The sequence below is a fragment of the Pseudogemmobacter lacusdianii genome, from assembly GCF_030848395.1.
GTDB classification, from domain to species: domain Bacteria; phylum Pseudomonadota; class Alphaproteobacteria; order Rhodobacterales; family Rhodobacteraceae; genus Pseudogemmobacter; species Pseudogemmobacter lacusdianii.
Genome location: NZ_JAVDBT010000001.1, coordinates 240,485 through 264,879 on the forward strand (window position 1 = coordinate 240,485; position 24,395 = coordinate 264,879).

Here is a 24,395-nt window from a genome sequence, read left to right on the forward strand (position 1 = left end):
GCAAATGAGGTATGCGGCCGGATCTGTGATGTGGCTATCTCGGATCAGTCGCGGGCAATTTGCGATACCAACTTTATCTCAGTTCCTTTTTTAATGATCAATGGGGTGGCCGTCGTCAGGATGGTCACCCCGATTTCATTTGCCTGTCTTTGGTTTCGCATTGGTCGCAGTCGGAAGGATGCGCCTTGCGCGCTGGTAAAGCCGAGGTAAGGCTGCAAAGGGTAAATTATACGCCGCGATGCAGCGAATTTCTTTACTTGCTTCAACGATATAGCCCAGTCATACCTCTGCTATGACACAAAGAATGGCCTATTCCTCGCAAGCCAAAGCCACCTTGATATTGGGCTTGCCGCTTGTCGGATCGCATTTGGCTCAAATTGCGCTGCATGTGACCGATACCGTGATGATGGGGTGGTATGGCGTGGTGCCTTTGGCCGCGGTCGTGCTGGGCACCTCATTCTTTTTCATCATTTGGGTGCTCGGGGCAGGCTTTTCGAAAGCCGTGATGCCGATGGTCGCCGGAGCGCTGGCGCGGGGTGATGAAACGCAAGTGCGCCGCGACACAAGGATGGGGCTGTGGCTGTCGATCCTTTATGGCGTGGCGACCTATCCGCTGTTTTACTGGTCGGGCAATCTGCTCAGCTTCTTGGGCCAGCAACCCGATGTGGTTGAGATTGCTGCCGAGTTTTTGCAGATTGCCGGGCTTGGCATGGTGCCGGCGCTGTGCGTCGCGGTGCTGCAAAGCTATCTGGCGGCCTTAGGGCGCACGCAGGCGGTGCTTTGGGTGACGCTGGCGGCGGTGGGGCTGAATGCGATGCTGGCCTATGCCTTGATCTTCGGCCATTGGGGCGCGCCAGAGCTTGGGGCGACGGGGGCGGCGATCTCCTCGGTCACGGTTCAGACAGCCTCGTATCTGCTGCTTTGGGCCTATGCGGCTTGGCTGCCCGCCTTGCGCAAGTTCCACCTTTTCCAGAACTTCTGGCGCCCTGACTGGGCTGCCTTTGGTCAAGTGCAGCGTCTGGGCTGGCCGATTGGCCTGACCTCTTTGGCCGAAGGCGGGCTTTTTGCCGCCAGTGCTTTGATGATGGGCTGGGTTGGCACGCATGAGCTGGCCGCGCATGGCATCGCGCTTGAGGCGGCCTCGATCGCCTTCATGATCCATATGGGACTTTCAAGCGCTGGCACCATCCGCGTGGCGCGCTTCCACGGCACCGGCGAGGCGCAAGAGCTGCGCCGCGCGGCATTGGTGGCGATCTTGCTTTCCACTGCGGTGGCGGTGTTGGTGGTGACGCTTTTCCTCAGCGTGCCGGGGCTGATCATCGGGATCTTCTTGGACGAGACCAAAGCGGGCAGCGCCGAGATTATGCGCTTTGGCGTGCAACTTTTGGCCTTTGCGGCACTTTTCCAACTGGCCGATGCGATGCAGGTCATCGCCTTGGGCGTGCTGCGCGGGCTGCAAGACACCCGCGTGCCGATGGTGCTGGCGGCGCTCAGCTATTGGGTGATCGGCATTCCGATTTCCTATGTGCTGGCCTTCCAGATGGGCATGGGCGGGGCTGGGCTTTGGCTTGGGCTGGTCATCGGTCTGACAGTGGCAGCGGGCAGCTTGCTCGCGCGCTTTTGGCTGCTCGCGCCAAAGGGCTAATGCGACCGCCGCCAGAGATGCGCATGTGAGGCAAGGCGCCCCTGCACCTTTGAGATCAATCGGTTCAGCGGGCCGGGGTGGGGGATATCCCCGTTTGCCAGCCGCTCCAGCGCCACCTCGGGCGGGCAGGGACGGAGCGAGACCGGATCCCAATAGCGCGGATAGGCGATCAGCGCGGCATGGATCAGGTGCAGCAGATCTGGCCGAGGTTGCAGGCTGCCATCGGGGCGACGCAGGCGGCGTTGCGGCACGGGTCCAAGGTCGCGCGTCAGCCCCCAACCGGCATAGAACGGCGCGCCAAAGGTGGTGACCTTCTTGCCGCGCAAGAGCGCCTCAAACCCGGTAAGCGAGGTCATGGTCCAGACCTCATCCACCAGCGGCAAAAGCGCCGCCATATCGGTGTGGGTGAGGATCTGATCGGCGTATAGCTGCGCTTCCGTGGGTTCGATGGCACCGGGCCGCAGCCCAGCCTCGACATCGGGATGGGGTTTATAAAGCACCACGGCATCGGGGTTGGCGGCGCGGGTTGCCTGCAAGAGCTTGAGGTTGCTGCGAATATCGCCGCCACCAAGGCGAAGCGAGGCGTCATCTTCGACCTGACCGGGCACCAGAATGCGGTGACCGGACGGCAGGTCGGGCATCTCGCCGCCAAGGTTGTACTTCGTCACCGCATGTTTGCGCAGCTTTTCAAGCAATGCCTCGGCCCGGGCGCGGCCACCCGGGGGCAGAGGGCTTAGGAGCAACTCTTCCAGCCGCGAGGGCTGGCTGGGATCGTAGTAAATCCCAAGGTCATCCGCGACGAGCGAGAGGGGCGGCACCAACTCGGCTCCAAGGCCGCGCGAGCGCAAAAAGCCGTCCTCGATCCGCAGGCAAGGCTTGGGCAGATCTGCTGAGGCGGCCCCAGCCCATATCATCAACGGGCGGTTGAGGCGCGCCGCCGTGGCCGCGGCGCTTTCGGCAGAGGCCTTGAAGATCAAAGGCTTCTGCGCGCCGAAGAAGGCTTGCAGACGGTTGCGCTTCCAAGCGCGCATCCCGCCCGCGACATAGCCTTCGCGGTCCTGTCGGAAAGCGCGGGTCTCGGCCTCAAGCTGGTCGAGCGCTTCTTCAAAGCGGCAAAGCCGGTCGCGGCAGGGGTCATACCAGATCGGCGCAAGGATCATCGCGCCCGCGAAAAGCTGGTTGCGGGTGAGGATGCGGCCCCGGCGCGGCGGCGGGGTTCGATCATGGCTGAGCCCCCAACCAGCATAGAAGGGGTGGCCCCAGACATGCGGTTTATGCCCGGCAAGGATTGCCTCGAACCCCATCTGCGACGAGACGGTATAGACCGCAATCGCGCCATCCAAGAGCGCCCAAGGCGAGACAGGGGTGCTCAGCAGAGTGACGCCGGGGGCGAGATGCTGCGCGCCGTAATGGCCGGGGCGCAAGCCGTTGGCGGTCTCGGGGTGGGTTTTGATCACGATCGGCGCATGGGGATGTGCCTCACGCGCGGCCTCGAGCATCTCGTCGAAACGGGCCTGCGTGGCACCCGAGGCGCGCAGCGAGGCATCGCCCGCGGTTTGGTCCACCACCAGAACATAGCCCGGAGCAGGGGGCGGAAGCGCAGGGTCGTGAATGTTGTATTTGGACAAATCCAACTGGCGGATGCGCGCATATCCGTCCTTTGCGCGCTGCAAAAGGTTCGAATTGTCCAAGGCATCTGTGGTCAGGATATGCTCGATCGCCGACATATCTGTGGGATCAAAATGCACCCCGCGCGGATCGACCATCAGACCGATCGGCGCATCGCCCATCCGACCGGGCCGCAGCGAGCGCAGGAAGGCATCCTCAATCCGCACCAAGGGCGCGCCGCGCTTGGCGGCCAAAGCCTCGCCGCGCCAAGCCGTGGGGCTGGCCCCCCAGACCGCGATCCCGTCGCCCGTCTTAGGCAGGCCAAGCCGCAACTCATGCCCCGCAAGTGCAAGGATGCGCTGCAAGCGGCGGTCGCGCAGAAAGGAGAGGTTTTGATGAAAAAGCCGCCGGGGGATCTCCACGGCGGCTTCGGGTTTTGGGTCACGCAAGACGGCCACGTCTTAGCTGCCGCTGCCCAGCGAATCGAGCGACGAGGCCGCCCCGGCCGAGCCGGTAAGCACCGAAAGCGTCTTGTTCCACTGCACATAAGGCGCTTCGGTGACATAGACCGTGTCGCCGTCGCGGATCAGGAAATCGCGCGCCTCAAACATGCCATTGGGGCGGGTAAGGTCGAGCACATAGACAATGCGCTGATCGCCGCGCAAGTCCTTGCGGCCTAAGACAATATTGGCAATCTCGGCCGGCTCATTGCGGAAGATGAAGACGCCCGTGGGATCGGCGGCCATCGTTTGCAGCCCGCCGACGGTGGCCAAAGCCTCGATCGCGGAAAGGGTCTCAGACTGGAAAGGCACCAAGGCTTGCGAGCCGGTGGCGCCCAGCGCGGTGAAGCGGCGCTCGTCCCGTTCGATCACAATCTGGTCGCCGGGGCGCATGGCGATATCCAAACCGGGATTGGACCACAAATCCTTAAGCCAGACCTTGCCGGTTTTGCCGCCACGGGTGACGCGGACCAAAGCCACGGCAGGCTCAATCGCCACGCCGCCGGCCTTGGCCAGCATCGCCGCCAAAGTGCGGGTCGGGCGCTCAATCGGATAGACGCCCGGCGCCACGACCGAGCCCGAAATCGTCACCGAAGAGCCATCGCCCGCCAGCCGCGTCACGGTGATCTGCGGGTCCGGGGTCTGCTCATCCAGCTTGCGGGTGATGTTTTGGCGCAGGCCGTCGACCGTTTGACCTGCGGCTTTGATCTTCCCGGCATAGGGGATGAAAATATAGCCCTGTCCATCCACTTGCACCTCGGTCAGCGCCGAGACGCGCTGGCCGGTATTGCCCAAAAGCGGGTCATCTTTGACGTTCTCAAAGATCGTCACGCCCAGAACATCGCCGGGCGACAGGGTGTCCGAGCCGACGATTCCGGCGTTCTTAAAGCTTGAGGAGAAGCCAAAGGACGGCAGCACAGACGTGGCGCGCGTCACCCGAGGGTTAACGGTGACAACGAAGGCATCGCCGCCATTCAGCACCGATCCTGCGAAGATCTCTTTTTTATTCGGCCCAGGCCGGGGCAGGCCGCAGCCCGCAGCCGTGGTTAGGCACGCCAAGGCGCCAAGGACCGAAGCCCTGCGGGTCATCCTGATGCTCACTGCTCGGGCTCCTTCTCGGATTTGCCTCAAGTTTTGTGGGCAACCTTAAGTAATCAGTGAGCAAATTGAAAGCGTGCAGTTTTTGCGGCGTCAGTTGACCAGTCGCAACTGTTGCCGCGGTGCCGCGTTGCCGCTGTCCAAAGCGTCATAGGGATCTTGTGGTGACAGCATCATATCCACCACCTGTCGTAGCAGCTCACGCCGCCCCCGCGAGGAATAGAAGCCGCCGGGCACTTGGCTGGTTTCCAAAAGATAATGACGATAGTCGCGGTAGGCGCGGGTATCGGGGCGGGTGGGCTGGGCGAAAAATTGCTCAACCGGCTGGGCCGAGACGAACTCGGGCTTGGAATAGACCGCCTGACCAAAGGCCTTCAGCGGCAGCGAGCGCCAGAGCACCTGTTGACCGGCGGTGGAATTCACCGTCACCGCTGAGCGCGCTTGGTTGAGCAAGGCCGCCAGCTTGCCGCCGCGCACGAAATGCACCCGGTCAAGGACGCCATGCGCGCGGGCGAGTTTGGTGATCTGCTGCTTCATCGCCACGCGGCCGTCCTCCAAAGGGTGCGCTTTGAAGACCAGGTGGTGGTGCGGGGCGGCGCCTTTGGCAAAGCCTTCGGTCACCACTGAGAGAAACTCGGTCATCGTGGTGAAGGGCGAGTGGTCGCGGAAGCTGGCATCATGCTCCAGCTGTAAGATCACCAAATGATAGGGAAATCCGCCGTAACGGATCCGAGCTTGGGCGATGCGACGCTCCAATGCGTGGAAGGGCAGGAAGGCCAGACGGCGCAGGTAAAGCATGAACTCTTGCCGCACGGTCAGCGCGCGGTGCGGGCGGAAATTGCGGTAATCCCAAAAGCCCGTCATCACGAACCAATGGTAAATCGCGCCCCAAAAGATGTGTTGGCGCATGTCGCCCCAGCGCGCAGGGGCATCGGGCAGCTCCATATCGGCGCGCTCTAGGGCCTGACGCATCTTGGCGACGCTCATCTCCATCAGCCGCGAATGGCCATTGGCGCCGCCACGCTCATAGGTGACCCAATAGGGCCGCAGATAGCCCTCTTCGAAGACATGCACCGTCAGGCCACGGGCGCGGGCAATCTCGACCGCGCGGGCGTGGATCGGGCGGGTGTCACCGTAAAGCACCAGATCGGTGATCTGATGCCGGTCGAGGAGGGCGGTAAAGGTCTCGGGCCAAGCTTCGGGCGCGTCGCGGAAGGGGATGTAGCTGGCAGTATCAGGCCAAAAGGCGCGGTCGCCCCGGTTAAAGCCAACGCGCCAGCAACTGGCGCCCGAGCGGCGCAGCATGGCGGCCAAACGGGCGAACCAGGGGCCATGCGGCCCTTGGAGGAAGAGAAAGGTCTTGTCTTGCCCAGATAATCGCATCGTTTGCCATCAGCCTCGCTGCCCTTATGCGCGCATTTTGACCTCTGTGAAGCCGAAACCTGCGATGCTGGCAGTTTTCCTAAGGAGAACGGCGGAATTTGGGCGCAGGCGCGGCGGGCGCGCGCCGGCAACGGCGTGCCGGGGGCTTGCCAGTCGGGCAGCTCAAGGCTTAGGTCTGTGCCAATGGAATGCAGCGCGAGAAGTCGCAAGGAGACGGGCATGTTCACTGGTATTGTGACCGATGTGGGGCGGGTGCTTGAGGTTCGCCAAGAGGCGGATCTCTGGGCGCGGATCGGCACAAGCTATGCCGTCTCGGGCATCGATATCGGCGCCAGCATCGCCTGCGAGGGCGTCTGTCTGACGGTGATCGACCGCGGCGAGACCGCGGGGCAGGGCTGGTTTGACGTGCAGATCTCGGCTGAGACGATCTCAAAGACCAACCTTGGCACCAAGCCTTGGGTGGCGGGCAAGCGGCTGAACCTTGAGCGGGCGCTGAAGGTGGGCGATGAGCTTGGCGGGCATATCGTCTCGGGCCATGTTGACGGCGTGGCACAGGTCGTGGGGCTGCGGCAAGAGGGCGGCTCGCTGCGCGTGACCTTCCGCGCGCCGGAAGAATTTGCCAAGTTCATCGCGCCGAAAGGCTCGGTTGCGCTGAATGGCACCTCGCTGACCGTCAACGAGGTCTCGGGCTGCGAGTTTGGCGTGAACCTGATCCCGCATACCCAGCAGGTCACCACTTGGGGTGAGGTCGCTGAGGGCGATGGCATCAACCTCGAGATCGACACCATGGCGCGCTATGTGGCGCGGCTGCGCGAGTGGGACTAAGCGCGGGGCTTTGAGGGTAAAGCGATGAGCCCTGCCGTCCTTGGCCTTTTCGCGCTGACCGCAATGGCCGAGATTGCGGGATGCTTTGCGTTTTGGGCTTGGGCGCGGCTCGATAAGACGCCGCTCTGGCTGCTGCCGGGGCTGGCCTCATTGGCGCTTTTCGCTTGGCTTTTAACGCTGGTGCCCAGCGAGGCGGCGGGGCGCAGCTATGCGGCTTATGGCGGGATCTATGTCGCGGCCTCGATCCTTTGGCTCTGGCTGGCCGAGGGGCAAAGGCCGGATCGCTGGGATCTGATCGGCGCCGCGGTTTGCGTTTTGGGGACATTGATTATCCTCTTGCCCCACCGCGGTTCCTGAGAGCTACGCCCGCTAAAACGCGCAGGACAAAAGAAAAAGGGCGGCTCCAATGGGCCGCCCTTTTCCATGATCCTTGTGACCTTTTCGAACGTTCTTCAAAAGCGGGGCAGGCTGCGCTTAGGCGGCGCGGCTGGTCAGAACTTCGTCGACTTTCTTCTGCGCCGCCGGAGCTTCCAGCCCTGCGACAGCCGCGACTTCGCGGGTCAGACGCTCCAAAGCCGCCTCATAAAGCTGGCGCTCGGAGTAAGATTGCTCGCGCTGATCATCGGTGCGGTGCAGGTCGCGGACGACCTCGGCAATCGCCATCAGATCACCGGAGTTGATCTTTTGCTCATATTCCTGCGCGCGGCGCGACCACATCAGGCGCTTGACCTTGGCCTTGCCCTTCAGCGTGTCCAATGCTTTCGACACCACATCCGGCGCCGAAAGAGCGCGCATGCCGATCTCGGTGGCCTTATGGGTCGGCACCCGCAGGGTCATCTTGTCTTTTTCGAAATGGATCACGAACAGCTCAAGCCGGAAACCGGCGATTTCCTGCTCTTCGATCGAGACGATCTTGCCCACGCCATGCGCGGGGTAGACAACGAACTCGTTGGGACGAAACTCGGGCTTCTTCGACTTGGTCATTCAGTCATATCCTCGGGTAGGGACTTCATCGCAACAATCGTCGCCCTTCCGAAAGGAGGCCTTTCGGTCAGACGGTGGCTTTGTCACGAATTTGCCTGTCTCAGGCGAGCAGCACTGAGGCAGGGCGAAGTCTCCATGGGTGTCGATGAAAGCTATATAACACAGAATCACCCCGATTCCAACTGCGACGCAGCAGGGGGCGAAGCGGGCTTATGTCGCATAGAGTTGGAGAATTCGTAAACGCCTTGGCAGCGTGATCCAAGGCGTCAGCGGCATCATCAAAATGCGCCCCGCCGAAAGCGAGGGGCCGCGAAAAGTCTTGCTTAGTCGCCAGCGCCGGGGGCTTCGGAGAAGTATTTCTCCAACTTGCCCTTTTCGCCATCACGCTCTTCATACCCGGGCATCGGGTCTTTCTTTTGCGTGATCACCGGCCAAAGCTCGGCATATTTGCGGTTGAACTCGACCCAGACTTCCATATCCGGCTCGGTGTCGGGACGGATCGCATCGGCCGGGCATTCGGGCTCACAGACGCCGCAATCGATGCATTCGTCCGGATGGATCACAAGCGTGTTCTCACCCTCGTAAAAACAGTCGACCGGGCAAACCTCAACACAGTCGGTGTATTTGCAGGCGATACAATTGTCGATGACGACATAGGTCATGGTGGGTTCCGAAGCGCTGGTTCCGACAAGGGCGGATGGCGAAGATCAGCGTCTGACTAGTCCAGCGGGCCGGATCAATCAAGCCGATGCGGTGTCGCAGCGGGCGGATCAAGGTCAATAAAGAGCGTCATTGCCTCAGATGCTGGGCCGCGGCGGACGCCTGTTCCGGTTATGCGGATGAGACGGATATTTTTTCCCTGAGGAAAGGTCAGCGTGTCACCGGGGCCAACCTCGCGTGAGGCGCGGTGGATCGGCTGGCCATTGACGCGCAGGTGACCGGATTCGATGAGTTCGGCGGCCAGGCCGCGGGTTTTGAAAAACCGCGCTTGCCAGAGCCATTTGTCGATGCGCAGGCGGGGCGCTTGGGCGGGCATTGCCCCGGGAGAGTCGCGCAGGGCCGGAGAGGGGAGGGGCTTTGCGCCCGTCACCCTGTTTCCCGGCCCTGCCAAGGATTAGACCTTGCCCTTCAGCGCCAAGAGAGCGGCGAAGGGATTGTCGGGATCGATCGGCTTTTCAGCGCGCGGCGGACGGGCCTCGAACTTGCGCTCGCGGTCGCCACCTTTATCGAAGTCGCGCTTGCCGCCTTTGCCAGCGGGCTTGCCACCCTTGCCAAAGTCGCGGCGCTCGCCTTGCGGACGGTCACCCTGCGGGCGCTCGCCTTGCGGACGGTCACCCTGCGGGCGATCGCCTTTGGGACGGTCGCCACGGGGGCGATCGCCGCGCGGGCGGTCACCCTGCGGACGCTCGCCTTGGGGCTTGTCGCCTTGGGCTTGCTCACCTTGCGGGCGGCCACGGCGGGGCTGGCCCTCACGGGGGGCGCGCTCAGGGCGCTGGAAGCGCGGCTTCGGCGCCCAGGTGAAGGAGTAATAGGTCTCCATCTCGACCGGAGCTGCGGCTTCGCCCTCGGCAGCTTCGCCTTCAGCGGCAGCTTCCGGAGCAGGCGCCTCTTCAGGAACCGGGGCCAGCAGCGACACGCCTTCGGGGATCGGCTGACCGGCAGCGGCAGCCGCCTCAATCGCCTCTTCGATCACGGCTTGCGGCACCACGGCTTCGGCAGCTTTGGCCTTGGCGCGCTCGGCCTTCTCGCCCTTATAGCCCAAGCCGCCCATCAGATCGGCGAATTGGTCCAAGGTCATGCCGGTGATCGACAGCATATCCGGCGTGGCTTCAAAGCCCGCGCGGCTGTCTTTTTGGCGCAGGATATCGGCCAGACGTTCCAGCATATCGATACGGATCGCCCGCACGCCTGCCGGGTGATAGCCCGAGAGCGTATAGTGGCGCTTCGGCACTTCAGCGATATTCGGAATGGTCACGAGGCCCGGAGGCGGGCTTTCGGGGAATTCCGACAGGTCATTCCACAAAGACCACAGCACCAGCCGCAGCCGGGTGGGGGCGGGCTTCAAAAGTGCGGGCAGGAAGACGGTATATTGACCAAAGCGCACGCCATGCTTGCGCAAGCTCGCACGGGATTCTTGATCCAGCTCTTTGACCTCTTGCGCGACGTCTTCGCGCGGCAGAACGCCAAGCGCTTCGGTCAGGCGGAAGGCGAAGCCACGGGCCAAGCCCTGCAAGGTCTCATCCCGGCCCAAAGCCATCAGCGGCTCGTATTGCGCGGCGACTTTGCGGTCGATGAAATGCTGCAAGCGACGGCGGACCTTCTCGACCACCTCTTCGCCAGCCTCTTCATCGACGAAGGGCTCAACCGCCGGCTTCAAAGGATCACTGCCTTTGACCAGCTTGCCCACCGCCGAGTTGCCCCACATCAGGCCACCTTGCTCGGTGAAGTCCATCTCGGTGTCGGGCGCATTGTAGAACCGATCTGCGCGGAGGGAGAACTCTGGCCGCAGCGCCGTCATGGCAGCTTGGCGCAGGGTCTTTGCCTCATCGGCCGAACCAGTCGCATCTTGCTGGAAGCGGAACCCTTCCAACTTCCCGACGAATTGCCCCTCGACGGTGACTTCGCCGCGGTTTTCGCCTTTGTCACTGACCTCGGCCACGAGATCCTCCTTCTGCTTCAACCGCCGCAATAACAATGATGTGCGGCGGTCGACAAATCGTTGAGTCAGAGCCGCATGAAGCGCATCTGACAGGCGGTCTTCTACAGCGCGGGTCTCTTCGCGCCAATGGGATTCGTCATCGACCCAGTTCTTGCGCTGGGTGACATAGGTCCAAGTACGAATATGGGCCAATCTGCGCGACAAAACATCGATGTCGCCGGTGGTTTTGTCGATCCGCTCCACCGCTTTCGCCATCCAGTCGGTGGGGATTCGCCCACCGCCCAAGCCGCGCCCGCAGAGGAATTCGAAAATCCGGGTCAGGAGCGTGATGTGATCAGAATCCGAGCCGTTGCGGAAATCGGGGATCCGGCACACATCCCAGAGAAGCCGCACGCGTTTGGCATCGGTCAGCCGGTCGCGGACCTCGGGCAAGGCCGAAAGCGCCTTCAGCGCCAAAACGTCATCAGCGTCCCGCGCGCGCGACAGCCAATCGTTCGAGGTCGGTGCCTCAAGGCTGCGGATCAGCCGCTCGGCCGAGCCGAATTCGAGATCCGAATTGCGCCACATCAGCTTTTTCACCGGCGAGAAGCGGTGGCTCTCAATCGCATCGACCAGATCTTCATCGAAGGGGCGGGCCTCGCCGGTGACGCCAAAGGTGCCATCCTCGGTGTGCCGCCCGGCGCGCCCGGCGATCTGGGCAATCTCTTGCGGCGTGAGGTCACGCATCCTTTGCCCGTCAAATTTGCGGGTCGAGGAAAAAGCGACATGTTTGATATCAAGGTTTAGCCCCATGCCGATGGCATCGGTGGCAACAAGGTAATCAACCTCGCCATTTTGATAGAGCGCCACTTGCGCATTGCGGGTGCGGGGCGAAAGCGCCCCCATCACCACCGCACAGCCGCCCTTCTGCCGTCGGATCAACTCGGCAATCGCATAGACGTTCTCGACCGAGAAGCCGACGATGGCCGAGCGCGGCGGCATCCGGCTGATCTTCTTCGACCCGGCATAGCTGAGCGTCGAGAAGCGGTCGCGTTTGACATAGATATGCTGATGCACCAGCCCCGAGATCGCGCCGCGCATCGTATCGGCGCCAAGGAACAAGGTCTCGACCAGCCCGCGCGCATGCAAAAGCCGGTCGGTGAAGATATGGCCGCGGTCCGGGTCGGCGCAAAGCTGGATTTCATCGACGCAGACAAAATCCGCGCCAATCTCTTGCGGCATCGCCTCGGTGGTGCAGATCCAATATTGCGTGCGCGGTGGGATGATCCGCTCTTCGCCGGTGACCAAAGCCACCGTCGAGGGGCCGATCTTCGCCACCACCCGGTCATAGACCTCACGCGCCAAAAGACGCAATGGCAGCCCCATAACGCCGGTGCGATGGGTCAGCATGCGTTCGATCGCGTGATGAGTCTTGCCGGTGTTCGTCGGCCCAAGGACCGCCGTCACCCGCCCCGTGGATAGCATGGGAATTACAGCTCCTGCCCCTCAAGGCCCTTAGACAGCCTGTCGATGGCGTCGTTTACGTCCGTCAGCCAGGGATGTATAGCCTGCACCGCGCGATACGCCTCTAGCGCCTTTTGCGGCTTTTCGCTTTCTTCCAAAAGCATGCCAAGCGCGACCAAAGCATCAAAATTGCGCGGGTCGTTTTGCAGCACTTGGCCAAGATCCGCCAAAGCCGGGCCAATCTCACCGGCGGTATAATAGGCCGAGGCGCGGGCGGTATAGGCTTCGGTAAAATCGGGCGCATGATCGATCAGCGCGGTGAGATGCTCAATCGCGGCTTGGGTCTCGCCCACTGCCAAAGCGTCGGCCCCGCGCTGCAACAGAAGGTCCATCGCCGGAGAGCCGGATTTTGACCATTCAATACGGATCTCAGCCTCGATCCGGCCTGCCTCACCCGCATCGGGTGCCACGGCGAGACGGCGGTAAAGATCGTCAAGTTTTGCCTGGCCTTGCAGCACCGGGCCAGGGTTTTCGGCCTTTTCGACAGGCGTCGACGAATCTGGAGCGGCAAGCTCTTGCGCCCTCCCAGAGGGGGCGGCAATAAAGAGCGACACAAGTGCCGCAACGATACAATTGTCTAACCTAAAGGGGACTTTCATATGTTGATGGTAGCCGAATGGCAGGGGATTGCCAGAGGCAGCAGGGTCACGAAAGGGAGACTTTAGGGATGAGCGCAGTGATTGATGCGGCTGTTGAGCAGCTGTCGGCCAAAGTTGGCACCCGGTTTGATGCCGTGGCCAAGTTTATCGTGAAGGGCGAAGGCGCCATCATGATGGACAGCACCGGCGTGCGCGCGGGCGATGAAGAGGCCGATGTGACGCTGACCGCCAGCGCCGAGGTGTTCAAAGCGATCCTCGATGGCGAGATGAACCCGACCATGGCCTTCATGACCGGCAAGCTTACGGTCGATGGCTCGATGGGTCTTGCGATGAAACTGGGCTCTGTTCTGTCGTGAGCCTAAACGCCGCGCTGCAGCCAGCCCCTTTTGATCTTGCGCGGGCCGATGGTCCGACCGAGGGACACGCGGTCTGGCTGTGGACGGCGGATGGCGTGCGGATCCGCGCCGCCGTTTGGGCCGGGGGCAAAAAGGGCACCGTGGTGCTCTTGCCCGGCCGCACCGAATATGTCGAAAAATACGGCCGTGCGGCAGCGGATTTGCTGGCGCGCGGCTATAGTGTTGTCAGCCTTGATTGGCGGGGCCAAGGGCTGGCGGCTCGTGCTTTGGCCGATCCGATGAAAGGGCATGTCGTTGATTTCGATGAATATCAACGCGATTTGGATGCTTTGCTGGGCTTGGTCGCAAAGGAAGGCCTGCCGCAGCCTTTGATGCTTCTTAGTCATTCGATGGGCGGCTGCATCGCCTTGCGCGCGCTTCACCGCGATCTGGGTTTTAAGGCGTCGGTCTTCTCGGCTCCGATGTGGGGGATTGTGATCCCTTGGTACAAAAGGCTTACCGCGCGGCTGTTGGTCCGTTATGCCGATGAGCTGCGGATGACCGAACGGTTTGTGCCCAGCACCAGCCGCAAATCCAATGTGTTGGACGTGGCTTTCACAGGCAACCCGCTGACGAATGACGCGCAGATGTGGGACTATATGGTCGCGCAGCTGCGGGAAGAGCCGAAGCTTGGGCTTGGCGGCCCTTCGGTCGCTTGGCTGCGGGCGGCTTTGCGTGAATGCGCAGCACTGATGTCGATGCCAGCACCGAATGTTCCCGCTCTGACCTGCGTCGGCGCGCGCGAGCGGGTGGTGAAGCCGATGCCGATCTATCAGCGGATGGACGACTGGCCGAAGGGCGAGCTGGAGGTCTACCCCAGTGCCCTGCACGAGATCATGATGGAGGGGCCAGAGCTGCGCAAAGCCTTCTTCGACAGCGCGGTCTCGCTTTTCGACAAACATCGCTAAGACAAAAACGGCGGGGATAGCCCCGCCGTTCTCTCATCTCAATTCGCCCCTGCTGGCCTTATTTGCCGCAAGTGATGCAAGTGCTGTCCGAGACCTCGCGGCTGTATTCCAGCACGGTATCTTGCGGCCCCATCAGCACCAGATGCCCCTCAACCATGCCAATCTGCGTCATGGGTTCCAGCGTTTTGAAATAGACGCCCTCTTCGTCAAGCTTCGGGCAGGCCATCATCGTGGCGGCCACGCCCGAGAAGGTCACCCGGTCGGCCTCGGTTGTATAGGTGCCGAAGTAGCGGTTGCATGGCGCTTTGCCGTTGAAGGCGGCCTCAGCCTTGCCCGTCTCGGGTGCTTCAAAGTTGAGCGTCACGCCGGGATTGGCAGGCAGACCGTTGATCCCCACCAGATGCCATTCCCCAATCAGATTGTTGGGGGTTTGGGCGAAGGTGGGCACTGCGGCCAAGCCAAGGGCCGCAGTGAGGGCAGCGATTTTAGCAAAGGACAGGCGGGTCATTTCAGATCCTTCCAATTACATCCTAAGCTTATAACGCATCAGAAGGCCGAAGGTTTGGCCTCTCTTGCCATATGATCGAGTACCGCGTTGACAAACTTGGATTCTTTTCCTTCCGGGAAGAAGGCTTTCGCGACGTCAACATATTCATTGATCGCCACTTTCGGCGGCGTATCCATCTGGGTGATCTCGGCCCCAGCGGCACGGAACAAAGCCCGCAGCACCGGATCGATCCGGTCGATCGGCCATTTTGCCACCAGACCACGGTCGGTCAGCTGGTCGATCGCGGCCTGCCAGTTCACCGCATGATCGATGATCGCGCGGAAATGCTCCGAGTTGCCCTCGGTCATCTCTTCGCCGTCATAGATCGCACCGAAACGGTGGTTCTCAAACTCGATGCAGATCTCACGGATCGATTGACCCGTGGTTTCCATCTGGAATAAGGCCTGCACCGCATATAGCCGCGCGGCCGATTTCATCTGGCGCTTGGTGGGCGGGGTGAAAGAGGTCTCGTCGCTCATGCCCGGAACCCGATCCCGCTTGCCGCGCCAGCCCAGCCACGCGCCAAGGCGATCAGATGCAAGGCCGCTGCCGCAGCACCGCCGCCCTTGTTCTGGCCATTGGCATCGGCGCGCACGATGGCTTGGTCGATGTTCTCAACCGTTAAGATGCCGTTGCCGATGCAAGCGCCTTGCAGGCCGAGAAGCGTGATCCCGCGCGAGCTGTCGTTGCAAACGGTCTCGTAATGCGTGGTCTCGCCCCGCACGACGCAACCCAGCGCGACATAGCCGTCATATTTGGCCATACGCTCGGCCAAAGCGATCGCGGTCGGCACTTCCAAAGCGCCGGGCACTTCGATGACGTCGACGGTGGCGCCTGCAGCCTCGGCCACGGCTTTGGCGCCGGTGACCAGATTATCGGCAATCTCTTTGTAATAGGGAGAGACGACGATCAAAAGTTTGACCGGCTTATCAAAGCTCGGCAGCGGCAGGGTGTGATGGGTGATCGAGGATGCCATAGGGATTACTCTGCAATCGGGCGGGTGCCCGCGATGGTCAAACCCCAAGCATCAAGGCCAATGACCTTGGGAGCGGTGGAATTGGTGACGAGGATGATTTTGGAAAGACCCAGCGAGGCAAGGATCTCGGCGCCCAAGCCATATTGGCGCAAGGTCTGCGGCGAATGCTCACCGGCGCCGACAAGCTTCATCGCGGTGTCGCGCAAGAGCACGACAACGCCGCGGCCCTCGGCAGCGATCAGGTTCATCGCGGCGGGCAGGGTGCCCGAGGCGCCCACGCCCAAAACGTCTTCCAGCGGGTTCAAAGCATGGACGCGCACCAAAACCGGCTCATCGGTGGAAAGATCGCCCTTGGTCAGAACAACATGTTCCGCGCCTTGGGTCTCGTCCGAGTACACCCGCATCAGCCAATCGCCGCCATGCGCCGAGCTGACCGCCGAGACGGCCTTTTCGTTGATGAGGTTGTCGTGGCGGCGGCGGTAGGCGATCAGATCGCTGATAGTGCCGATTTTCAGCGAATGGCGCTGCGCAAAGCCCACGAGATCGGGCAGGCGGGCCATGGTGCCATCGTCATTCATGATCTCGCAGATCACGCCTGCCGGGTTCAACCCTGCCAGACGCGCCACATCGACAGCGGCTTCGGTATGGCCAGCGCGCACCAGCACGCCACCATCGCGGGCGCGCAGCGGGAAGATATGGCCCGGGGTGGCGATATCGGCGGCACCTTTGCTGGGGTCGATCGCGGTCGCCACGGTCAGCGCCCGGTCAGCGGCCGAGATCCCGGTCGACACACCCTCGCGGGCCTCGATCGACATGGTGAAAGCGGTCTCATGGCGCGAAGAGTTCTTCGGGCTCATCAGCGGCAGGCCCAAAGCGTCGATGCGCTTGGCGGTCATCGCAAGGCAGATCAAGCCCCGGCCATGCGTGGCCATGAAGTTGATCGCATTCGGCGTGCACATCTGCGCCGGGATCACCAGATCGCCCTCATTCTCGCGATCCTCATGATCGACAAGGATGAACATCCGGCCGTTGCGGGCGTCCTCGATGATCTCCTCGGGCGAGGAAATGGCGTCAGAGAAATCGATGCGTTCGGACATGCTTTGCAGCCTTGTAGGATCTGGCGGAGAAGAGCCGTGGAATTTCAGATGGAATCTATGCAGTGCGTCCCTGCGGGATAACGCGATGAGGCCGCAAAGGCCAGAGGTCGGTTTGTCGCCGCCACGTCAGCGGCGCTCATGCCAGCAGGGTGAGGCAGGCCGCAAAGGCCAGCTGTTGGCTCGCGCCCAAGATGTCACCAGTCTGCCCGCCAATCATCCTTTGTGCGGCCATGGCCAGAAGCGCCGAGGTGAGGCTGGCGGCAAGGATCGCCGCAAGCGCAGCGCTGCCGAGCAGAATTAGGGCGAGAAGGGCGGCCAAGCCCACCGCCAGCGCCGCGCCTTGCGCCGAAGGACGCCCGGTTGCAGCCGAATAGCCGCTGGGCCGCGCATTGGGCAGCAGGTGCATCACCACCACCATCCCCGCGCGCGACAAGGCCGCCGCCGCAATCAGCGCCGGCCAATGCGCGCCCGTGCCGATCAATGCCGCCAGTGCGGCCCAACTGCACAGCATCACCAGCACCAAAGCCAAAGCGCCGTAACTGCCAATCCGGCTGTCCTTCATAATCTCCAGCCGCCGCGCCCGGTCGCGCCCGCCCAAAAGCCCGTCGGCGGCGTCTGACAGCCCATCCTCATGCAAAGCGCCGGTCAACAGCGCCAAAAACGCCAAAACAACCGCAGCCGTGGGGCCAGCAGGCACATCCATCCACCGCAGTGCCGAAGCCAAAAACGCCGCCAACCCGCCCAAAAGCGCGCCGACCAGCGGCCAAGCCCAAGCGCTTTCGGCCCCCATCGGGCGGTGACCCGGCACCGGCAGCCGCGTCAGCAAAGCCATCGCCGAAAACACCGCATCGCTCAGCCGTCTCACCGCATCATTTTGCATCTGCCGTCCCCGCTTTGTGCTCTGGCCCCACCTGCCGTCCTGAGGTAGCCAGATCGCGCCTTATGTTCAATTGTGGAGACCAGTATGGCTGGCATCGCGTCCCTCAACGATTTTCGCCAAGCTTTGCAGGATTTGCCCGCGCCGAATGCCGCCGCGGCCGAGGCTGCGCGGGCGCGCGATGCCGTTCTGACCAAACCGCCGGGCTCTTTGGGTCGGCTTGAGCATTTGGCGGAATGGCTGGCCTCTTGGCGCGGTCGGGTTGCGGCGGATCGGCTGCAAGTGGTTATTTTTGCGGGGAATCACGGCATTGCAGCGCGGGGCGTCTCGGCCTTCCCGGCTGAAGTGACCGTGCAAATGGTGGCGAATTTTAAAGCCGAGGGCGCGGCGGTGAACCAGCTTTCCAAGCTGGCGGGTGCGGCGATGTCGGTGCATCCGATCCGACTTGACCAGCCGACGGCGGATTTCACCCAAAGCCCTGCGATGAGCGAAGAAGACCTCTTCGAGGCGCTGCAAATCGGCTGGGATGCGGTCGATCCGCAGGCCGATATCTTAGTTGCTGGTGAGATGGGGATCGCCAATACGACCTCGGCGGCCGCCATCGCCTCGGCGCTTTTTGGTGGCACCGGCTGGGCCGGGCGCGGCACCGGCGTCGATGATGCGGGCCTTGCGCGCAAAGAGGCCGCCGTTGCGGCAGGCCTTGCCGCGCATGAGGGGCAACTGACGGATCCGCTTGAGGTTTTGCGCCGTCTTGGTGGGCGTGAGATTGCCGCGATGAGCGGTGCCTATCTTGCTGCCCGTCACCACAATGTGCCGGTTGTGCTCGACGGCTTTATCAGCTGCGCCGCGGCGGCTGTTTTGCAGCGCGCCAATCCGGCGGCTTTGGATCACTGCATCGCGGGCCATCTTAGCGCGGAGGGCGCGCATGGCCGCCTCTTGGAAGCCATTGGCAAAACGCCGCTTTTGTCGCTGAACATGCGGCTTGGCGAAGGCTCTGGCGCGGCTTTGGCGCTTTCGGTCGTGAAAGGTGCCGTCGCCTGCCACACCGGCATGGCGACCTTCGCTGAAGCCGGCGTCAGCGGCGCCTGAGCCTTTGGCCCGGGGGGCGCACCCCCCGGGCCGCTACCCCGCCGAGACCGGCAGCGGCGCATCCGCTTTCACCCGGTCCATCACGATCTGGCTTTGCACCCGCGCCACCGCCGGGTGCGGCAGCAGCGCCTGCTGCACCAGCCGTGAGAGTGCGGCAAGGTCCGCGCACCAGACGCGCAGCATGAAATCTGCCTCGCCGGTCATTACCCAAACCCCGACGATCTCTTCGCGCCGGTCGCACATCCGCCTGAAATCATTGGCATTTGCTTCGGAGTGCGCGGCCATCATCACTTGGATGAAGGCTTCAACCCCTAGACCTACCCGTTCGGGCGCGACCGTGGCGCGGTAGCCGGTGATCACGCCGGTCTGCTCCAGCCGCTGCCGTCGACGGGCCGCTTGGCTGGGCGAGAGGTTCAAACGCTCACCCAAATCCTGCGCGGTCAGCGTGGCATCGCGTTGCAAAGCCGCTAGGAGCCGTAGATCCGTTTCGTCATTTTGTTGCATCTACATCCACATTTGTGCGTGGGGTTAACAGTGATAGGCCTCTGAAGCATGCATAATGCGCAAACATCGTGCAAGGCTTGCGCTAAAATCATGCCAGATCATTTGCCGTAAACCCGCAGGAGTGACAGCATGGGCCCCTTTCCGCATGACGCCCCGAAAACCGTAATCAGCGCCGAAAACCCCGCCGGGACCGATGGTTTTGAATTCGTTGAGTTTTCGCATCCTGAGCCGCAAGAGCTTCGCGATCTGTTCCATCGCATGGGCTTTGTCATGACCGCCCGCCACAAGCATCGCGCGATCGAGCTTTGGCAACAGGGCGACATCACCTATGTGCTGAACGATGACCCCCAAAGCCATGCCCGCAATTTTGTCGAAGAGCATGGCCCTTGCGCGCCCTCGATGGGCTGGCGCGTGGTGGATGCTCAGCATGCCTTTGATCATGCGGTGAAATCTGGCGCCGAGCCCTTCACTGGCGTGAAGACCTTTGACTGGCCCGCCATCGTCGGTATCGGCGGCAGTCTGATCTATTTCACGGACCAATATGGCGCAGGCGCCGATCCTTGGGGCGCAGATTTCGAATGGCTTGGCCAGCCCAAGCCCGAAGGCGTCGGCTTTGGCTATCTCGACCACCTGACCCATAACGTCCACAAAGGCCGCATGGATCATTGGTTCAAATTTTACGGAGATTTGTTCAACTTCCGCCAAATCCGTTTCTTCGACATCGAGGGCAAACATTCAGGGCTTTACAGCCGCGCTCTGACCTCGCCCTGCAACCGTATTCGCATTCCGATCAATGAGGATCGCGGTGAGACCGGGCAGATCGTCGAATACCTCAAGCGCTATAATGGTGAGGGGATCCAGCACATCGCGGTCGGCTCTAGCGACATTTACGCCTCGACCGATGCCATCGCAGAGCGCGGCGTGAAATTCATGCCGAAGCCGCCGATGTCCTATTACGATCAATCTGTTGCAAGGGTGAAAGGCCACGAAGAGCCGATCGAGAAACTGGCGAAATTCGGCATCTTGATCGATGGCGAAGGCGTGGTGGATGGCGGCGAGACCCGCATCCTGTTGCAGATTTTCTCTAAAACCGTGATCGGGCCAATCTTCTTTGAATTCATCCAGCGCAAGGGCGATGACGGCTTTGGCGAGGGCAATTTCAAAGCACTTTTCGAGTCGATTGAGGCCGATCAAATCGCCCGCGGCGTGCTGAAAGCCAGCTGAAGCATTCATCAGATCTTAACAGATAAGGGGCGCTCCTTGCGGGGCGCCCCTTATGCTTAACGGCTTGGCGGTCAGCCCTTCGGCATCGCCAAAGAGATCAGGCGACCGCCTTTTTGATAGCGCAACTCGGTCTGGGTAATGGCCTCAACCCGGCCGCCGTCCACCTTGTCGCCAATGCTGACCTTGCGGTAGCGGCCATTGGGTTGGCGCACCAAAGCATAGCGTTTCGAGGGCGTGCCATAGATCCCAATCAGGTTAACCTTCGAAAGATTAATCGCTTTTCGGAAGGTCGCCTGCTTGGCCACATTGGCGCTGCTGGGGATCTTAGGCGCGGCCGAGGCGACAATCTCGGGCTCGCCATCATCCTCTTCGACGGCAGCTCTGGCCGTCGCTTGTTCGGGCTCAGGTTCGGGCGCGCGAATCGCTGCAGCAACGGCAGCTTCGACGGCACGGCTCATATCCTTGGGGCGCGCGACAGGCCGCCGTGAGATCGCCACGATCGAAGGGTTCTCCGCCTCAGCGGCGGTGGCAGCGGCCAGCTCTGCTGCAGCCTCGGCCTGTTCGGCCGCACTGGGCGTCAGGGCAAGCGAGGCGCTTTCGGTCTGGCTGCGGGCGGCCTCGGCTGCGGCCAGAACGCTGCGCGGCCGCTCCCGCGGGCGCATGCCGGCGCTTTGAACGGGCTCCGCGCCCTCTTGCAACAGGGCCGCATCGTCTTGCGTCGGCTCAAGCGTTTCGGGGCGCGATTTCGGGCGGCGATTGGCCAATTCGGGGTTGGGCTGCGCCTCGGGGGCCGCTGCGGCGGCTGCGGCTTCCGCAGGGCTCAGGGGTTGCGCAGGGGCGGCGGCAAGGGCCAAAGCCGTGGCAGCTTCGCTGCGGGCCGGGGGTAGGACAGGGGGCTTGCCGGCGATCAGCAGCACGCCGTCGGGGCTGACGATGCCGCCGGGTGTTGGGATCAAAAGCCCTTTGTCGTCAAAGGCATATACGGTGCCGAACGGAGGCGGCGGCATTTGATCATTGGGCAGCGCATCGCCAGCGGCCGTGGGTTGCGGCAGGGCCAAAGCATCCAAAGCCGGCGGCGGCATGTCCGAGCTGGCCAAGAAAATCTCGTCTTGGTTTTCGGCCAAGGCCTGAGCGGGCGGTGCCTCCGAGGAAACGGCAGTATCCGGTGCCGCCTCGGCAACAGGCACGGCGGTTTCCTCGGTCAAAGTGGCGGCATCATTGCCCGCCAGCGTGTCTGTGTCGCTGTCGGGCGCGGCATCGAGGGCAGCGAAGTCGGCCTCCTCTTGCGCGGCGCCTTCGATCAACTCCCCTTCGCCATCGGCCAGCATCTCATCATCTATGCCGGGGGTGTCGGCGGCAGCATAAGCCACCGCCTCCGTGCCATCCTGAGGCGAGGACGAGGCCAGATAGAAGGTCGACCACGCCGCGATCAGCGCCATACAGGCCAGCAAAAGCGCCACAAGCGTCAAGAACAGAGCAGCCCGAGGCCGTGGGCGCGGCGGCGGCAAAGCGCCGAACGTGCCGCCTGGGCGGGTCAGCGAACGAGCGGCATCACCCGAAGCGGCAGCTGCGGCTGCACTGCGAGCTGCAGGCTGCGGCTTCACAGCAGCGGTCTTGGTCTTGGCGGTTTTACCTTTTCCCCCAAGGGCTTGAGAGGCGACCAGGCCGCTTATCGTTTTGGCAACCGAAGGCCTTTGCGCCGTTGTAGGCCGGCTGCCGGGGTGACCAGCGCGGGGCATCGGGGGCAGGTCTTCAATCGGTTTGCCACGGGCAGCGCGCGCCAAAACGGCCGGATCAGGGCGGGAGGCGGCGCCAAGAGCCGGCGGTCGGCCCGAGGCATCGGCCGAGCGGCGGCTGGCGAAGGCCGCAATGGCCGCGGAAGGCGGCACGGGTGGCAGGTCATCGTCCAAAAGCGGATCGCTGATCGGATCAAGTTGCGCCGGTTTCACATCCGCCGGGCGGCTCGCCCGCGACGGGATGGGATCGGCCGCGCGCAGATCGTCGTCGTCCGAAAAGCCGTCATCATCATGCACATAGGTGAAGGGGGCTTCATCCTCGGCCGCAGGTGGTTGGGGGCTGGCAAGCTGAGCAGGCTCGGCCTGATCGTCCTGGCTTTCTGGGGCGATTTCAACCGCTTGCGCCACCGGCGCCTCAGGGCGCAGATCAGCGGTTTCTTCGACCGTGATATCCTCAGGGGCGGCGGCAAGAGTTTCTGGCGCAAAGCTGGCCGAAGGTGGCGGTGCGACAGGCTCAGGCTCTTCCACGGGCGCGGTTACAGGTTCGGCTACGGGTGGGGTAAAGCTGTCACTGGCCTCCAGATCAAAAGCCGCCTGCGCTTGCGGCGCGGGGCTTGCCTCGGGTTCCGGCTCTGGTTGCGACGCAAGCTCAGGCGCAGGGGCCTCGTCAGCTTTAACCTCAAGCGCCGCCTCCGCACCCTCGGCCGTCGGATCGCTGACCGATCCTGCATCCTCGACCCGCGCGGCAGAGCCGCCTCGAGCCACGATGCGAATGGCGCTGCGGTCTTGCTCCACCGCGTCGCCTTCGGGCAGCAGCGCCGGTGCGGCTGAGGAGGGGCCAAAGAACGGCTCGCCCGAGAAATCGCCGTAATCGGGGATCGCAACAAAGGACAAGGGGTTGAACTTGTGGCTTGAGGCGAAAGCCTCGGCCTCTTCAAGCGTCTCGCGCGCCAAAACCGCCACGCGGATCAACTTGCCCTTGCCGGACCAGTCGAAGATCAGATCCTCAACCGGGTAGGGGGTCTTGCCCTCAAGTGCGGTGCGGATTTGCGCAATGCGCTCGTCATCCGAGGGGCCTGGCGCTTCGATCTCGAGATAGCGGATCTGCGAATTGGGGATCACCAGTTTGGTGAAAACGCCCGCAGGCTCCAACCCAAGCGCGGTGCCGCGCATGTATTCCAGCGCCTCCTCAAGGTCGGGGGCGTCAAAGGCGGTGTCACCAAGAACCACCCATCCTTTGCCCGCACGGTGCAAAAGTTGGATCGAATCTTCGGTGAAGCTTAGGGCAAAACTTGGTTTCATGCCTTGGATCTAACATGGAAAAACTGGTTGCGGGAACGCGCCGCTGAGGGGTTCCATCTTCCTATAGCAGCTTTTTGCCTAAAGAAAGAAAAAGCCCTGTTACCTGACCAAGCTTTGGCAAGGCTGGCGCGTTATAAGAGACGAAGTGAGTGTAAGGTCAAGGAGACCACGATGTTGAACCGCCTGTTTCCCGCCACGGCTCTGGGGCTTTTGCTGGCGCTGCCGCTCTCTGTTCCGGCCTTTGCCGATCATGACCCCGCCCGGATCACCGTGACGGGTGAGGGCGCGTCCGAGATCGCGCCGGATCTGGCCACGCTGCAGGTGGGCGTCACCACCACTGGCGCCACCGCTGCCGAGGCGCTGGCCGCCAACTCCACCGCGCTTGAGGCGGTGCTGCAAAGGTTGCGGGATGCGGGCGTTGAGGGGCGTGATCTGCAAACTTCGAACCTCACGGTCAATCCCAATTGGTCGGGCTATGACAGCAGCGCATCAGGCCCGCAGATCACCGGCTATACGGCGATGAATATGATCACCGTGAAGCTGCGCAAGCTGGACGGTCTGGGCGCGGTGCTGGATGCGGCCGTGCAAGACGGCGCCAACACGCTGAATTCGCTGACCTTTGGCCTGCAAAACCCGCGACCCGCAATGGATGCGGCGCGCCAAGCTGCGGTGGAAGATGCCGCCGCCAAGGCAAAGCTCTACGCCGAGGCTGCCGGGCTGAAGCTGGGCAAAATCCAAGAGATCAGCGAGTCCTCGGGCTATGGCGGCGGCCCCGCGCCGATGATGAAGCAAGCGGCGGCCTCGGCTGAAGCCGTTCCGGTTGAGGCAGGCCAGCTTTCGATGCAGGCCAATGTCACCGTGGTTTATGAGCTGGAAGACTGATCCTTCCACCCCGCGCCAAAGAAAAGGGCCGCATCCGCGGCCCTTTTTTATCGC

At 62.5% G+C, this 24,395-nt stretch carries 23 protein-coding genes; 8 read left to right on the top strand and 15 right to left on the bottom strand.

The window, feature by feature from the left end:
* Positions 1–292: 292 nt before the first annotated feature.
* The gene (locus Q9295_RS01170) at positions 293–1,645 is read left to right on the top strand and encodes an MATE family efflux transporter (protein WP_373457401.1); all 1,353 of its coding nucleotides are present in this window, start codon (positions 293–295) and stop codon (positions 1,643–1,645) included.
* On the opposite strand, the gene Q9295_RS01175 is transcribed toward Q9295_RS01170, so the two are convergent.
* The 3 genes from Q9295_RS01175 to Q9295_RS01185 all read right to left on the bottom strand — a co-directional run bounded on the left by Q9295_RS01175 (position 1,642) and on the right by Q9295_RS01185 (position 6,234).
* Positions 1,642–3,711, bottom strand: coding sequence for a capsule polysaccharide biogenesis protein (locus tag Q9295_RS01175; protein WP_306678554.1), 2,070 nt, complete (start codon positions 3,709–3,711; stop codon positions 1,642–1,644). The genes Q9295_RS01170 and Q9295_RS01175 overlap by 4 nt on opposite strands.
* A 3-nt stretch (positions 3,712–3,714) precedes the next feature.
* Entirely contained in the window at positions 3,715–4,842 is a 1,128-nt protein-coding gene (locus tag Q9295_RS01180) for a polysaccharide biosynthesis/export family protein (RefSeq protein WP_306678771.1), read from the bottom strand.
* 102 nt (positions 4,843–4,944) lie between these two features.
* Positions 4,945–6,234 (bottom strand): capsule polysaccharide biogenesis protein, encoded by a 1,290-nt coding sequence (locus tag Q9295_RS01185; protein WP_306678556.1) that lies wholly within the window; start codon positions 6,232–6,234, stop codon positions 4,945–4,947.
* A gap of 219 nt (positions 6,235–6,453) precedes the next feature.
* Here Q9295_RS01185 and Q9295_RS01190 point away from each other — a divergent pair, with 219 nt between their 5' ends.
* Both Q9295_RS01190 and Q9295_RS01195 read left to right on the top strand, forming a co-directional pair.
* Complete coding sequence (locus Q9295_RS01190) at positions 6,454–7,059, top strand: riboflavin synthase (RefSeq protein ID WP_306678558.1); 606 nt, start codon at positions 6,454–6,456, stop codon at positions 7,057–7,059.
* Between the two features lie 24 nt (positions 7,060–7,083).
* Complete coding sequence (locus tag Q9295_RS01195) at positions 7,084–7,416, top strand: YnfA family protein (RefSeq protein ID WP_306678560.1); 333 nt, start codon at positions 7,084–7,086, stop codon at positions 7,414–7,416.
* Positions 7,417–7,533: 117 nt separating this feature from the next.
* Here the strand turns inward: Q9295_RS01195 and Q9295_RS01200 are convergent, their stop codons facing one another.
* The 5 genes from Q9295_RS01200 to Q9295_RS01220 all read right to left on the bottom strand — a co-directional run bounded on the left by Q9295_RS01200 (position 7,534) and on the right by Q9295_RS01220 (position 12,759).
* On the bottom strand, positions 7,534–8,043 hold the full coding sequence (locus tag Q9295_RS01200; RefSeq protein WP_306678561.1) for a CarD family transcriptional regulator: 510 nt from the start codon (positions 8,041–8,043) through the stop codon (positions 7,534–7,536).
* Between the two features lie 323 nt (positions 8,044–8,366).
* Positions 8,367–8,705, bottom strand: a complete 339-nt coding sequence (gene fdxA, locus Q9295_RS01205; protein WP_306678563.1) for a ferredoxin FdxA — start codon at positions 8,703–8,705, stop codon at positions 8,367–8,369.
* 74 nt (positions 8,706–8,779) lie between these two features.
* The gene (locus Q9295_RS01210; RefSeq protein ID WP_306678565.1) at positions 8,780–9,133 is read right to left on the bottom strand and encodes an RNA-binding S4 domain-containing protein; all 354 of its coding nucleotides are present in this window, start codon (positions 9,131–9,133) and stop codon (positions 8,780–8,782) included.
* 24 nt (positions 9,134–9,157) lie between these two features.
* Positions 9,158–12,166 (bottom strand): helicase-related protein, encoded by a 3,009-nt coding sequence (locus Q9295_RS01215; protein ID WP_306678567.1) that lies wholly within the window; start codon positions 12,164–12,166, stop codon positions 9,158–9,160.
* Between the two features lie 5 nt (positions 12,167–12,171).
* Positions 12,172–12,759: a tetratricopeptide repeat protein gene (locus tag Q9295_RS01220; protein WP_306678569.1), complete on the bottom strand. Its 588-nt coding sequence runs from the start codon at positions 12,757–12,759 to the stop codon at positions 12,172–12,174.
* Between the two features lie 113 nt (positions 12,760–12,872).
* On the opposite strand from Q9295_RS01220, the gene Q9295_RS01225 reads away from it, so the two are divergent.
* A complete protein-coding gene (locus tag Q9295_RS01225) occupies positions 12,873–13,160 on the top strand; it encodes an SCP2 sterol-binding domain-containing protein (protein ID WP_306678571.1) in 288 nt (95 codons plus the stop codon).
* Positions 13,157–14,107, top strand: a complete 951-nt coding sequence (locus Q9295_RS01230; protein WP_306678573.1) for an alpha/beta fold hydrolase — start codon at positions 13,157–13,159, stop codon at positions 14,105–14,107. Before Q9295_RS01225 ends, Q9295_RS01230 begins: the two co-directional genes overlap by 4 nt.
* Before the next feature lie 58 nt (positions 14,108–14,165).
* On the opposite strand, the gene Q9295_RS01235 is transcribed toward Q9295_RS01230, so the two are convergent.
* From Q9295_RS01235 to cobS, 5 genes are all read right to left on the bottom strand, one after another.
* Positions 14,166–14,615, bottom strand: a complete 450-nt coding sequence (locus Q9295_RS01235) for an META domain-containing protein (protein ID WP_306678575.1) — start codon at positions 14,613–14,615, stop codon at positions 14,166–14,168.
* Between the two features lie 38 nt (positions 14,616–14,653).
* Positions 14,654–15,133: a transcription antitermination factor NusB gene (gene nusB / locus Q9295_RS01240; protein WP_306678576.1), complete on the bottom strand. Its 480-nt coding sequence runs from the start codon at positions 15,131–15,133 to the stop codon at positions 14,654–14,656.
* Complete coding sequence (locus tag Q9295_RS01245; RefSeq protein WP_306678578.1) at positions 15,130–15,630, bottom strand: 6,7-dimethyl-8-ribityllumazine synthase; 501 nt, start codon at positions 15,628–15,630, stop codon at positions 15,130–15,132. Before Q9295_RS01245 ends, nusB begins: the two co-directional genes overlap by 4 nt.
* A gap of 5 nt (positions 15,631–15,635) precedes the next feature.
* Positions 15,636–16,727: a 3,4-dihydroxy-2-butanone-4-phosphate synthase gene (gene ribB / locus Q9295_RS01250; RefSeq protein WP_306678581.1), complete on the bottom strand. Its 1,092-nt coding sequence runs from the start codon at positions 16,725–16,727 to the stop codon at positions 15,636–15,638.
* Positions 16,728–16,863: 136 nt separating this feature from the next.
* On the bottom strand, positions 16,864–17,607 hold the full coding sequence (gene cobS / locus Q9295_RS01255) for an adenosylcobinamide-GDP ribazoletransferase (protein ID WP_306678583.1): 744 nt from the start codon (positions 17,605–17,607) through the stop codon (positions 16,864–16,866).
* An 84-nt stretch (positions 17,608–17,691) separates the two neighbouring features.
* Between cobS and cobT the strand changes: the two genes are divergently transcribed.
* Positions 17,692–18,693 (top strand): nicotinate-nucleotide--dimethylbenzimidazole phosphoribosyltransferase, encoded by a 1,002-nt coding sequence (gene cobT / locus Q9295_RS01260; protein WP_306678585.1) that lies wholly within the window; start codon positions 17,692–17,694, stop codon positions 18,691–18,693.
* 33 nt (positions 18,694–18,726) lie between these two features.
* On the opposite strand, the gene Q9295_RS01265 is transcribed toward cobT, so the two are convergent.
* Positions 18,727–19,197: an Lrp/AsnC family transcriptional regulator gene (locus Q9295_RS01265; RefSeq protein ID WP_306678586.1), complete on the bottom strand. Its 471-nt coding sequence runs from the start codon at positions 19,195–19,197 to the stop codon at positions 18,727–18,729.
* Between the two features lie 129 nt (positions 19,198–19,326).
* Between Q9295_RS01265 and hppD the strand changes: the two genes are divergently transcribed.
* A complete protein-coding gene (gene hppD, locus Q9295_RS01270) occupies positions 19,327–20,421 on the top strand; it encodes a 4-hydroxyphenylpyruvate dioxygenase (protein ID WP_306678587.1) in 1,095 nt (364 codons plus the stop codon).
* Between the two features lie 71 nt (positions 20,422–20,492).
* Here hppD and Q9295_RS01275 read toward each other — a convergent pair whose 3' ends face one another.
* Complete coding sequence (locus Q9295_RS01275; protein WP_306678589.1) at positions 20,493–23,459, bottom strand: hypothetical protein; 2,967 nt, start codon at positions 23,457–23,459, stop codon at positions 20,493–20,495.
* Between the two features lie 171 nt (positions 23,460–23,630).
* Between Q9295_RS01275 and Q9295_RS01280 the strand changes: the two genes are divergently transcribed.
* Positions 23,631–24,341 carry an SIMPL domain-containing protein gene (locus Q9295_RS01280; RefSeq protein ID WP_306678592.1) on the top strand — a complete coding sequence of 237 codons (711 nt, stop codon included), beginning with the start codon at positions 23,631–23,633 and terminating at the stop codon, positions 24,339–24,341.
* Positions 24,342–24,395: the final 54 nt, after the last annotated feature.